Origin of the sequence: Nostoc sp. (genome assembly GCF_036917755.1) — a bacterium.
Lineage (GTDB): Bacteria > Cyanobacteriota > Cyanobacteriia > Cyanobacteriales > Nostocaceae > Nostoc.
Genome location: NZ_JBALFC010000065.1, coordinates 1 through 13,582, shown reverse-complemented (window position 1 = coordinate 13,582; position 13,582 = coordinate 1). Strand labels below are relative to the sequence as shown.

General features: G+C 42.9%; 7 protein-coding genes. 2 read left to right on the top strand and 5 right to left on the bottom strand.

Features of this window, described 5'->3' with window-relative positions:
* Positions 1-143: 143 nt before the first annotated feature.
* The gene (locus V7L05_RS15745; RefSeq protein WP_335165301.1) at positions 144-1,496 is read right to left on the bottom strand and encodes a serine/threonine-protein kinase; all 1,353 of its coding nucleotides are present in this window, start codon (positions 1,494-1,496) and stop codon (positions 144-146) included.
* 191 nt (positions 1,497-1,687) lie between these two features.
* Here V7L05_RS15745 and V7L05_RS15740 point away from each other — a divergent pair, with 191 nt between their 5' ends.
* Positions 1,688-3,136, top strand: coding sequence for a peptidoglycan-binding domain-containing protein (locus tag V7L05_RS15740; protein ID WP_335165300.1), 1,449 nt, complete (start codon positions 1,688-1,690; stop codon positions 3,134-3,136).
* Here V7L05_RS15740 and V7L05_RS15735 read toward each other — a convergent pair.
* A complete protein-coding gene (locus V7L05_RS15735; protein WP_335165298.1) occupies positions 3,133-6,159 on the bottom strand; it encodes an SMC family ATPase in 3,027 nt (1,008 codons plus the stop codon). The two genes, V7L05_RS15740 and V7L05_RS15735, sit on opposite strands and share 4 nt — an antisense overlap.
* A gap of 381 nt (positions 6,160-6,540) precedes the next feature.
* Complete coding sequence (locus tag V7L05_RS15730) at positions 6,541-6,729, bottom strand: hypothetical protein (protein ID WP_335165297.1); 189 nt, start codon at positions 6,727-6,729, stop codon at positions 6,541-6,543.
* An 867-nt stretch (positions 6,730-7,596) separates the two neighbouring features.
* On the opposite strand from V7L05_RS15730, the gene V7L05_RS15725 reads away from it, so the two are divergent.
* A complete protein-coding gene (locus tag V7L05_RS15725; protein WP_335165295.1) occupies positions 7,597-9,291 on the top strand; it encodes a multicopper oxidase family protein in 1,695 nt (564 codons plus the stop codon).
* Between the two features lie 185 nt (positions 9,292-9,476).
* Here V7L05_RS15725 and V7L05_RS15720 read toward each other — a convergent pair whose 3' ends face one another.
* Both V7L05_RS15720 and V7L05_RS15715 read right to left on the bottom strand, forming a co-directional pair.
* Positions 9,477-9,758 (bottom strand): hypothetical protein, encoded by a 282-nt coding sequence (locus V7L05_RS15720; protein WP_335165294.1) that lies wholly within the window; start codon positions 9,756-9,758, stop codon positions 9,477-9,479.
* Between the two features lie 86 nt (positions 9,759-9,844).
* Complete coding sequence (locus V7L05_RS15715; protein WP_335165293.1) at positions 9,845-13,126, bottom strand: tetratricopeptide repeat protein; 3,282 nt, start codon at positions 13,124-13,126, stop codon at positions 9,845-9,847.
* Positions 13,127-13,582: the final 456 nt, after the last annotated feature.

Below are 13,582 nucleotides of genomic sequence, written 5' to 3'. Positions count from 1 at the left end.
TCAAATACTAGTACAGCACGGCGTAAATAAACCACCCATTTCAAATCAATAAAACGCTTACGCTGTATACCTGTTTGAATTTTGAATTTTGAATTTTGAATTCCGCCTTGCGGTACTACTCCTAATAGTAATTTTCAACAACACTAACTAATACCACAGGCTGCTAGTTTTACAGCTAAAGCATTGGGATATCGCCACGGTTGAGAACCACCAATCCAAATGCGTGAGGGTAAATGACCGATTGGTGCTTTGAGACTAAAATTAAATTCCGAGTTGGCATAACTATAATTGTATATATGCCAACCAACTTGATTACAAAAAATTCCATAGTCTCCATTCACGTTTTTGTAAATAAGTGTTTGCACGCTAAAACCAAAGCGTCCATGACTGTAATTCACCCATAAATGGTCAATGGTCTGCAAATCTTGACAGGTAAATGTATCAATATTACTACTAAATATATAGCTACCTCTAGGCTTTGCTAGTGCCTGACACATCAGTTCCCAAGTTTCTCGATCTGCTAATTGCCATTTTCCTTTTGCTAATAAATCACGCAAATGCGTGTAATCAATAGTAGCTAATGTCTGATAATTAGAAATATTTAGCAATTTATTTGGTTGTTGTTCTAGTGTCTGCAACGCTTCTGTTGCAGATTGGAAGCGTTGCGAAACAGCATTTTTTAAAAGTTTATCTAAGATTTCACAGAGGCGAATGCTAACAGTATTGCCTGCTGGTAAATATTCCTGCCATACCCAGCGATCGTTAGCAATATCGAACAAATCAAACGGAGAGACATCGGTGAGTAAGTAAATACATGTTACACCCAAGCTGTAAAGATCGCTGGCTGCTAATGCCTTTCCTCGCAATTGTTCGGGAGCAACATATTCTGGACTACCTACTATTGTGCCTGTACGAAGTCGCCTCGTATTAGTGGCTAATTTAGCAACTCCGAAATCTATTAAAACCAAGTCTCCTTGAACCGAACGGCGCATAATATTTTCCGGTTTAATATCTCGGTGGATTACTTGTCGGGAATGGATAAATTGGAGTGTGATCAATAAACTTTTTAATATCTCCCAAATTTGCGGTTCTTTAAAAACGCCTTGTTGTTGTAATTCCTGGGCGAGTGTTTGTCCATCTACTAATTCCTCGATGATATAAAACTTTTGATTTTGTTCAAAGTGCGCTAGTAATTTGGGTATTTGAGAGTGTTCTAGTTCATTGAGACGAAGCGCTTCTTGGTGAAATAGTTTGACTGCTTTGTGCCACACCTCAGTATTTTCCTCTTGGAAACATAGCTGTTTGATCGCACATTTGGGTTGACCTGGAAGATGTTCATCAATAGCTAAAAACGTTCTCCCAAAGCCACCACGTCCAATGAGAGCGAGTGGGCGATATCGCTGTTTGAGTAACAATTCCTGACCACAACTATTACAAAAACGAGAGATGTCACAATTTTGCGGACGCGGGCAATCAATATTGGTACAGTAGCTCATACTATAGGAGTCTTATTTGTTGCAATTACTATATATAAAGTATTCCCATGCGATCGCCCTCTTACTAACCCTAAACAGGATCTCAAATTCAGTCGCGGCTGGGAAAATTTGTTGTAAAGAATCATACTAAAAACAAATATAATACAGAGCAAATAGTATAATTGCGTATAGCCATAACTTCAAAAAAGCAAGTGAAAACAGGGGTAGATAGCTATTTAACCAAGCTTGCCTCAGTCTACGAGGCATCCGAAAGTGTCAAGGTTGTTCCTACCGTAGCTAATTTCAAATTTTTGAATTGGAAAAATTTATCTAGCAGTGCGGCGATGCGTCTTTTGTCTGTGGCACTGACTATGGGGCTTCTGAGTATTGCTGGGCAAGCTTTAGCACTTCAGAAAATCGGAAGTAATGGGGCTGAAGTTAGCAGTAGCCAGAGGTGCTTAAAAAAATTAGGCTACTTTAACGGCCCAGTGAGTGGCAAGTTTGCTACCTTGACTAAAAATGCTGTGATCAAATTCCAGCAAGCCAATAGAATAGCTGCTGATGGAGTTGTGGGTATTAGTACTCAACGAGCCTTGCAACGAGCCTGTCAAGGTAGAACTTCTAGTAGAAATACCACTGGTACATTGCGTAGGCGCAGCCCAACCCAGGCATCGCCAGTTGGTCAATATCCTGTTCTCTCTCAAGGTAAAACTGGTGCAGCCGTGACCAGGTTACAACAGCGTCTCCGCCAGTTAGGCTACTTGAATGCTAATCCCACGGGTAATTTTGGACAAATTACAAAAGATGCTGTAATTGCCTTCCAGCAAAATTATCGCCTACCTGCTAACGGGATTGTGAATCGACAAACTTGGAACAAACTACGAGGTTCCTCGCCGACTCCAGCGAGAGCAAGTCTCTCGACTCAACAAGTGAGAGAACTACAAGTACGTTTGCGGCAGCTAGGTTATTTTAAGACTAATCCCACTGGGAAGATTGGCGCAATGACTAGGGAAGCTGTAATTGCATTCCAGCGAAATTATCGCTTACCTGTTGATGGCATCGCCAATGCCCAAGTTTTGGAGTCAGTGCGTAGTGCCTCCACTGTTGGATCTACTATTCAACAACCAGGCAGAAATTATCTGACTGTAGGCGATCGCGGAGAAAATGTCAGATTAGTTCAAGAGCGTTTGTCACAGTTGGGTTTCTCTAATACCAATCCTGACGGCCTTTTCAATGATTACACCAGACAATCTGTGATTGCATTCCAGCAATCTTCTCGACTTAATTCTACTGGAAATGTAGATTGGCAAACTTGGCAAGCATTAGGGTTGAATAGCTCTACTGTAAATAATTATGCTGAGACTAATGGTGATGTATTACTTCAGACTAATCGCAATGTATTACCTCCTACTAATGACTATGTAGAACCTGTTACCAATGGCAACACATTAGTTGCTAATAATCCCTACAGAGTAATAGTGCCAATTTCCAATAATGATACTCTGAGTAAAGTGCAACAGTATATACCCAATGCTGTTACGGAGGAATCCGGTCTAGGGGATTATGTGAATGCTGGGGCATTTAGCGATCGCACCCAAGCCGAAACGCTAACGAAAAAGCTTCGCTCCTATGGTCTTGATGCACGGGTAAAATACAATTAAATTGACAAACTCAACTGCGAACCTTCCTGAGTTTTATTCACTTCAATCCGGGCTTGAAAAGCTTCTTTGAGGTGTGGCATGTGGGTTACAGTGAGAATGCAGGCAAAATCAGAGGCGATCGCATTAATCGCGGCAATCAGGCGATCGCATCCTTCAGCATCCTGTGTACCAAAACCTTCATCCACAATCAACAATTGCAACGCCGCCCCCGCCCGTTGCGCTAATAATTTCGCCAGGGCTAAACGGATGGCAAAGTTAATTCTAAAAGCTTCCCCACCTGAGTAAGTTTCATAAGATCGCGTTCCTCTAGAATCGGCGATTAAAATATCTAAGGTGTCTATCAGCTTGGCATTTTTCTTGGTTGATTTCGCACTGCGTCCAGCTTTTTGAGTAATAAATTGTACATGAAACTGATTCCCACTCAGCCGCGAAAGTAGTTGATTAGTCTCGGCTTCAAGTTGCGGTAACACATTCTCAATCATCAGTGCTTGGATACCGTTTTTACCAAAAGCTTGCGCTAATTCCTGATAAACACGATATTCCTGCTTGCAAGATTGTAGTTGCTGCTGCTGTTGTTCATACTGAATTTGCAGCGTTTCCAGTTGATGGGCCAGCTGTTCTAAACGCCCCAATTTTGCTATTTGCTCATCGAGTTGCCGTCTACGTATTGCTAACTGCTGTTCTAAAGCTTGAATTTGGGCAGATGGGTTAGCTGTGGCTTGTAGTTGCTGGATAATGCTTTCGATTTGTCCGCCGAGTTTTTGCCGCTCCATTAATCTGGCGTTTCTAGACTCCTCTAACTCTTGCAATCTCGTCTGGAGTTGCGGATACTGCTGCTGGGCTGATAGTAGTTGTTGATACCGCAAATGCCAAGATTGAGCTTTCTTTACAGCTATACGGAGGTTGTTATGCTGCTCAGAACTGTAGCCAATTTCGGTAATCTGACGCTCAAGAGCCGCGATTTGTTTAGCACATTCAGAATCAGTCTGATCCTGTTGGATTTTGGCTTTTAATTGAGCAATTTGGGCTTGAAGTTCTGGTTTTCGGGCTAATAGTTGCGCTTGTCGCTTAGTTGCATCTTTAATCTGCCCTTGTTTAATTTCTGCCCATCGCCACCGCTCAACTTCGCTCCGGGCGAGGGCGTGGTCTTGTTCATTATAATTAGCTTGTTGCAGATATTGGTCTAGCTGCCGGAGTTCGGCTTGTTTATCGGGAGCGTAATCACCACCTTGGAGCGATCGCTCTAAATGCTGTTTTTCGGCAGCAATTTGTTGTAACTGTTGTTGGACATCAGTTGTAGCCTCTAACTGTGCTGCCAACTGTCCCCGTTGTTCGCGTAAACCATCGTAGCCCGCCAACTGTTGAGAAATTTCCCGATATTCCTGCCTAAGTACCTGAATTTCTCTGTCAGACACAGCCATTTGTTCCCGGACTACCCAAAACTGCCCTTGAGTATCTTCTAACTCAGCCTGGGTTTTTTCCACCACCCGACTCCAGTGATGTTCATCTAAAGGACGCTCACATAATGGACAAAGAGCTTCAGGATTTTGGAGCATTTGCAATTTCTGCTCTAATTCTGCCAGCAGTTTTTCATAATCCCGTTGATGAGCTTGCAGACGTTCGATAAAGTGCCGCCTTTCTTGCCCTTTTTCTTGGACTCGTTGCAGATAAACCCGTTTTTTCTCCAGTTCCTCAATCTGAATTCCCACATCCATCACCGCTTGTTGCAGTTGCGGTTGGCGGCGCTGCTGGCGTTGCAATTGATTCTCAGTAGTTTGGAGTTGTTCGAGTCGCGCTACTAAACCAGCATGAGTGCGATCAAGTTGGCTTTGTAAAGTTGCTCGTTGTTGCAACAAGGGAGTAACTTGCATTTGTAGTTGATCTAAACGAGCAACATGGTGACGGGCTGCGGACAGTTGTGACAAAGCCGCTTCTACTTCACCGGATTTAGTCAGAGTTTGCTGAATGTCTCGCTCTTGTTGCTGCAAAGCTTCAATTTGGGCTTGGGCTTGTTGCAGTTGCCGTTCGATTTCGTGAATTTGTTTGGTAAGCTGTTGTTGCTTTTGTTGACGAGTCTGCCCGGCGCGGGTGTATTCTTCAAATTTGACAGCAAAAGCTTCTTCTTGAGATTGTAGACTTTGATATTGAGCGTATCCAGCTTTAATCTCAGCTTCTTGATGTAATATTTTTTCTAAATCCGATCGCTGAGAGCCAATAGCTGATTGTTCTTGTTGGAGGCGATCGCAATCTTGGGTAAGATTTTGGTATTGCTGCTTCACAAAGTTGAGTTGTTGTTCCCAATTTTGGCGCTGGTGCTGGACAACTTGCAAACTTTGTAATTGAATATTATCAAAAGCTTGCACTTGTTGCAGTTGGTTGAGTTGGGCTTCTAACTCGATTCTTTGCGCTTCCGTTGTCTCGCGTTGTTGCAACTGAATTTTTATCGACTCCAAAGAACGCTCTAACTCTAATGCCTGTGCTTTGAACTGACGAGAAGATTCCTTTGCCCGTTCTTCCAAATCATCATACTGATTGAGTTTCAGCAACTCCGCTAAAATTTCTTTGCGTTCGGCGGGGCGCTTGAGCATGAATTCATCTGCACGACCTTGACGTAAGTAGGCAGAATTAATAAATGTATCATAATCGAGCTTGATATGTTCTAAAATCAAATCCTGTGTCGCTCTTACCCCTTTGCCAGTGAGTGAGCGAAACCCAGATGGAATTTCTATTTGAAATTCCAGGACGCTAGTACCTGCCCGAATTCGGGTACGAATCACCCGATATTTTTGCTGATTACTTTGGAAAGTAAAATCAACCCGAACTTCTTTCGCCCCAGAATAGATGACATCATCTTCAGCAGTGGCGCGACTTTCACCCCAAATCGCCCAAGTGATTGCTTCCAGAAGTGAAGATTTCCCCGCACCATTGGAACCGCAAATACAAGCCGTATGCAAACCGCGAAAATCTAAAGTTGCATCACGGTAACTAAGAAAGTTTTTGAGAACAAGTTGTACTGGGATCATTAAGACTATAGCGCCACATCTACTTTTAATAATTAAGAGTACAGATGCACTGTTTGCTAGTTTAGCTATCTAAATATCAGGTTTATACTTTTGAAGACATCAACTTTACAAAAATTAACAATAGAATGAGGAAATTTCTCTTGTTGCATGAAAAATTTTTGCTGTCTTCGGAGAAAAATGAAATTTCCCTAGAGGCTTTTAGTTATTTCTCCCTGTTGTCTGAGAGGAAAATATTCCTATTTAATTTATGAGAATTGAAAGTCACAGATCCCCGACTTCTTTGAGAAGTCGGGGATCTTGTCTCTTACGAATTATTTAGGATTGCTATAGTGACCAAGACAGAATTTGTCATTGGCTAGCTGCGTCACCGAACAGCCCGTCCTAGACATCGCTTAACCTTGACCGAGGTATCAACAATCCAATATATGTACCGACAGCAAATTTTGTTAAATCTAGAAATCGAGGGCGACTCTTGTCGTCTATAACTGCAAGAGTGAGAGAACCAATCACCATAATCAGCGTTACAACAGCCAGCACTTCATCTCTTGAAGGGAATTTCTTGGATAACATTGACCCACTCCTGAATCGTTTGAATCACTACATCCCTAGCTTTACAGGCGAGTGGTTGCTGTAAGCTTAAATACAGGCTTGTGATATGAATGACTTGTGTATGCAATGAGGATGAATTATAAAATTGGCAGTTAGAATCAGCAAAAGTGTAGTGGTTAGCTTATAACGGGGCGATCGCTTTCCTGTTCTCCAGAAGGTATCCAAAAAGCAAAAAGAGTTTTAATTCGTTATTCCTTAACTCAAAGAGCATTAGCTGATGAGTTAGAAGTAACTCGCCAGCCGATCGGAAAATTCTTTACAGGTAAACCTGTTGTACACCTACGCCTACAGCATCTCATTATAAGCGCACAGTTGTAAAGGCGATCGCTTTATATTTTAATGCAGTTGAGTTGAGCGAGGAGAGCGACGGGCGGTTCGGTGACGCAATGCAGCTTGTGATCCAAAGTTTCCTGTTAATATCTTTTTGCGTCTTTTTGGTATCCAGACGAAGTGATAATTAATGAGTATCACAGATGTTGTTTTATGTCTATACTTTCCAGTCACATTTGAAGTTTCCATAAAGTTATAGTGAATAGCTTGCATCTATAAACCATATTTCTATAGATTAAATTTGTCTGTAATCTGCACGAATAGGAAATCTTTTTTAGCTTATTTCAATCGGAATAAGTAGGTAGGTACGATTAAACCAATATGTATTTGGTTTTGTAAAAACGGTGAAATAACTAATTTGTAAGGTATCTGCCGAATTTACATTTCATTATATACTTGGAAATTTTATCGCCCACTTATTTAGCTGTTGATTCCATACCTGGAAAATATACATGGCAAGTGTTACTTAACTTCTTTGAGGGAAAAACCAAATCATTCATGAGCAGAATTATTAGACGAATAGCGTTAAAGGTTGCAGCACTTCCAGGGATATTCAAGCAAAGACAACTGCGGCAACTCTTAAAGATTGTTAGCAGTATTTTTTTTGCTCTTATTGTTGTGATATATGCGTTGCAAGTGAGGGCGCAAACCCCATCCACATCTTCTGTTTGCGCTCAACCGCCTGCGGGAAGCATTGTCAAAAACCCACCAGAAATCCGCAATCCTAATGCCACCAATCCGGCAAATTTTACGGTTGTCAACATTTCCCCTAAGCAAAACTGCTATGTTGCCAATGGTAACTTGCAAGCACCAACGCTTAGGCTGAGTCCAGGTAAGGCAAACTTAGTAGTGAGATTGACTAACCAATTACCAGGTCAAGCAAAAGGAACACAAGACCAAAATTGTCAGCGCCAATATCCTGGAGGAATGGCACCCCCAAATTCAACCAACCTGCATTTTCATGGCTTGAGTATATCTTCAAAGTGCCATCAGGACGAAGTTGTGCGGACGGTGGTTGAGCCGAAACAGACTTTTCTGTACAATGTCAGTATTCCACAGGGAGAGCCACCGGGACTATATTGGTATCACCCACACGTCCACATGCAGAGTCAAACCCAAGTGCTGAGTGGATTAACAGGTGCGATTATTTTTGAAGGCATCGGGAAGTATAACAAGCAAGCTGCTCAACTTCCAGAACGGGTGTTTGTGTTACGTGATACGCAGCTATTAAAATATTTTGACTTTCAGCAACCAATCAGGGATATTTCCATCAACTCAGTTCCAATTAGGTATAAAGGTGGGGGGATTTACGATCCGCCAGCCATCATTCAAATGAAACCTAATGAACAACAGTTTTGGCGTGTCGCTAATACGGCGGCGGATACCTTCTTTGACTTGCAAGTCCAATACAATAGCATTGCTCAACCGCTTCAATTAGTATCGATGGATGGTGTTCCGATCAATGCTGATAGTCAGTTGCTGAACCAGACTAAATCTGTCTCCCACATTCTGCTACCCCCAGCCGGAAGGGCAGAGTTCATGATCAGGGGTCCGCAAGCGTCGGTGAAGGATGCCAAGTTTTTGACGCTGAAATATAACACAGGGGACCAAAATTATAATAACCCACAACGAACGATCGCTAGAATTCAAATGCAGGCGGCATCATCTGCTTCAGCCTCAAATCCTGAGTTAAAGGTTGACTTAAGCAAGGTATCGGGCGATCGCTTTTCTGGAGTAAATCAGAACCAGTCTGTAAAGCAGCGCAAGCTCTACTTCTCTCAAACAGCTGCTGGTGTACAACCAGAGCAGTTTTACATCACAGTAGAGCCAAATAAGCCTAAAGTTTACGATCCAAACTTCAAGACTCCCGATATCACGGTTCAGGAGGGAACGACTGAGGATTGGATCGTGGAAAACCGAAGTTTGGTAATCCATACTTTCCATATCCACCAAATCCACTTCCTCGTCTTGAACAGTTCCGATGCAAGTGAGATCGGGATGATGCGCGACACAATCAATGTACCTATCTGGAACGGTAAGCCAAACACCCCGTTTCCCAGTGTGAAACTGCGAATGGATTTCCGAGGCGTTCAGAATGGTGCAAGTATTGCAGGTACTTTTGTTTACCACTGCCATATCTTGGAACACGAAGACAAGGGTATGATGGCATCTATTCAAGTCCTGAGTAAGTAACGCCAAAATAGTCAGATCGTCGTCAAATGAGCAGGGGTAATTTTTACGTGTAATACCATTTCACACAAACCCTCATACATATATATTTCTCGTAGGGGCACAGCATTGCTGTGCCCCTACCAACGTATTTGTATCATTATTAAAGTAAAACGGTATAACCTTGATTTCAGCTCGACGCTGACCTTCTAAGGCTCGACGCTGACCTTCTGAGGCTCGACGTTGACCTTCTGAGGCTCGACGTTGACCTTCTGAGGCTCGATGTTGACCTTCTGAGGCTCAATGTTGACCTTCTGAGGTTCGACGTTAACCTTCTGAGGCTCGACGTTAACCTTCTGAGGCTCGACGTTAACCTTCTGAGGCTCGATGTTGACCTTCTGAGGCTCAACGTTGACCTTCTGAGGCTCGATATGGAAGCGATCGCTATTATCAAAAGGACACAGTTGTAAAAGCGATAAGCCTGACGGCATGGCTACGCTTACCGCCTACACCGTCTCATGAGAAGGGCACAGTTGTAAAAGCGATCGCTTAACATTTCTACTGGAAATTACATCACCTAAGTTAAAGAAGACTGCAACAACTGTCGCATGGATGTAGCCTGCACACGGTCAGGGAACACGCTTAAAAAGTCATTTAGGTTTTGGATAGCTTCATGGATAGGCTCTAAGGAAGCACCTTGAGATAAAACATAGCGATATAACTGCTTTGCTGGTTGATTATATTGAGCAGCCAAATAGTAAAGAGCTAAGTTAAAGGCATTACGCGAATCTTTAGCATCTTTTTCGTAATGCTGTTTAGCAAGCTTGATGGCAAGTGCTAAGTCAGATCGTGCTTTATCTGGTTGGTTAAGGGCTTGGTAGGCTAAAGCGCGATTATATAAATACCAATTACTGTCAGAATCTAAGTTAATAGCGCGGTTGAAATCTGCAAGAGCCTCATTATACAGCTTTAGCATCAGGTAAGTTTGACCGCGAAGTGCGATCGCCCAGTCAAGTTGGGGGTTAAGTTCAATGGCGCGGTCAAAATCTTCTAGGGCTTCTGGGTAACGCTTCATTAAGCGGTAAGTTTCACCGCGAAGTGCGATCGCCCAGTCATATTTGGGGTCAAGTTCAATGGCGCGGTCAAAATCTTTTAGGGCTTCTGGGTAACGCTTCATTAAGCGGTAAGTTTCACCACGATTTGCGATCGCCCAGTCAAGTTTGGGGTTAAGTTCAATGGCGCGGTCAAAATCTTCTAGGGCTTCTGGGTAACGCTCCATTAAGCGGTAAGTTTCACCGCGAAATGCGATCGCCCAGTCAAGTTTGGGGTTAAGTTCAATGGCGCGGTCAAAATCTTCTAGGGCTTCTGGGTAACGCTCCATTAAGCGATAAGTTTCACCGCGATTTGCGATCGCCCAGTCAAGTTTGGGGTTAAGTTCAATGGCGCGGTCAAAATCTTCTAGGGCTTCTGGGTAACGCTCCATTAAGCAGAAAGTTAGACCGCGATATGCGATCGTCCAGTCAAGTTTGGGGTTAAGTTCAATGGCGCGGTCAAAATCTTCTAGGGCTTCTGGGTAACGCTCCATTAAGCGGTAAGTTTGACCACGACTTGCGATCGCCCAATCATCTTTGGGATTAAGTTCAATGGCGCGGTCAAAATCTTCTAAAGCTTCTGTGTAATGCTCCATCAAACGGTAAGTATAACCACGACTTGCTAGCACCAATTTGTCATCAGAATCAAGTGCAATGGCGCGGTCAAAGTTTTGTAATGCTTTAGAGTAGCATTTTATTAGGCAGTAATCTAGACCCATAATTGTCAGTACCAACTTGTTATCAGGATCAAATACAATCATGCTGTTAAAGTCTTGCAGTGCATCGGAGTAGCGTTGCATGAAATGGTAAGTCAGCCCGCGAATTGCTAGTATCCATTTGTGACCAGGGTCAAGTGCAATAGCACGATCAAAGTCTTGCAGTGCTTTACTATAATCTTGTATTTCCCAGTGAGCCAAACCCCTAATTGTCAGTACCAACTTGTTATCAGAGTCAACTGCAATAATGCGGTCAAAGTCTTGTATTGCTTCAGAGTAGCGCTCCATATTGTGGTAAGTCAGACCCCGAATAAACACCACCAATTTGTAGGGTTGAAGTGCAATAACGCAGTCTAAGTCTTGCAATGCTTTACTGTAAAGCTCCATTCGGAAGTAACTTACACCCCGCCAAAGTAGAGCAATTAGTCGCCACTCTAACTCAATGGTAGAGTTTTGTAGAAGAGCATTAAATATCTCAACAGTGATTTGATAACGCTCATCTTCATAAGCTTTTAACCCATTAGTTAGTTGCTCCCCCCAATGCTGAACTTCTGCATAACCCGTATCTTTACCAGCCTGCATAATTGTTTCTGCCCAGCATTGAGCAAAAATTAGTTCAGTTTTTAGAGCAGCCAGGAATTCATTGAGAGCTATAGGTAAATACTTTTGTGGTGATTGGCATAATCGGTGATACAAAACATTGAGCTTATGGCTTTGCCAAGTTTGATCTCGCCAAGCTTTTACTTGCTCTAATTGCAATTCGTTACCTAGCGTGTCGTAATAGTCTGCCAATTTACTGTGTATCTCAGCCCAACCTCGCGGCGATGAAAGGCGCTTGTAGCGTAACATTTGCGTTTTGACGACATCATGATAAGCCCAGCCATCGGTACGTTCGTTGACAAAAGATGTTTCTTTCAGCCAAGTAAATAGCTCATCAGCTTCTTGTTCTCCTCTCAACTGAGCTAAAATACCCCGGTTCAAGCACCGAGGAATGGCAGCATCAAGCGCCACTTGTTGCCGTTTGGGATCGTCAATCCATTTTAAAAAGCGTTCTACAGCACTGCTGCTAGGCTCAATTACCTGGTTGGGGTGATTGGGATGAGCATCTGCTAGCATTCCTACTAGCAGAGGTAAGTTTCCAGAAAGGTGCAAAATCACTTCAATAATGCGATTGTCTGTAATGCCTTTGCGAATTAGATATTGTTGGGCTTCTTCTTCTGTAAACGGTTCCAGAGGGAAACGAACAATTAACCCCTCGTAAGGTGCCCAATGATTTTTATCTAACTCTTGCCGACTGGCGATGGTTATCAATATATTGAGAGGTACTTCACCGTGCCGACCCTCCAAAATTTCCCTTAGCCAGTTATCTAAGAATTCTCCGGTGCGTTCATAGGTATCAAAAAACAAAACAACACCAGTTTTATCGGCAATTTTAAAAATATCTTGCAAAAATAGCGGGGTCAGAACTTCCACAGGTTCTTGAACTAATAGCACCTCATCTTTATTTGTTATTTTCTTTGCCACATAAGACGCCCATTCTCCGGCTTGGGTAGCAAAAGTATCCTCATCTACAAAGTCAAATACAGCACCAGCAACGGGAACTCGACGCGCCAAGCGCACGCCAGTTTTTACCATAGTTTTCCCCACAAATGCCGAAAAACCTTGAGGGGCTTCTGGATCAGTTTCTAATTCTTGGCGCTTTTGCCGGTAAACTTTATACCGTTCTGTAAACTGGGATAGTTTGTGACCTTGCCGTTCTAACTCTTCAGCTAGACGACTCATGACTTCTGGTACAGTTTTTTCAGCTTCATCGATGTAAGCCGAGATAATTTTTGCTTCATCAGCAATTTTGCAAAACTGTCGCAGCAAGGTACTTTTACCAACTCCGCCTTCACCCCAAACGTTATACAGAAAACGACGGCGATCGTCTTCTGGGGATAATGCTAAATTTTGGCGAAATTGGTTTACTTGGTCTTCACGACCCATAAAACCTGATTGCTGGAGTTGCTTAAGCTTATCTTGTAAATTCTTGTACTTGTTTTGCGGGTTCATTACAAGATTTAATTTTAAGGTGTTAATACTTATAGAATAACTACTTAATGCCCACGCTGTATTTTGGAATTTACCAAACTTTTCTAGGTAATTTTTACGTGTAATCTTAATTTAACCTCAATGTTGACCTAATACAGTTCGGTTAAAGTGCATAGTCCTTAAAGATCCCCCTTAGTTCCCCTTAAAAAGGGGGTAATAGAGCCATTCTTAGCACCCTTTTTTAAGGGGGGTTGGGGGGATCAAGTCTTTATCCGAACCATATTTGGATGTTGACACCTTCCGAGGCTCAACGTTGACCTTCCGAGGCTCGACGTTGACCTTCTGAGGCTCGACGTTGACCTTCCGAGGCTTGACGTTGACCTTCTGAGGCTCGATGTTGACCTTCTGAGGCTCGATGTTGACCTTCTGAGGCTCGATGTTGACCTTCTGAGGCTCGATGTTGACCTTCTGAGGCTC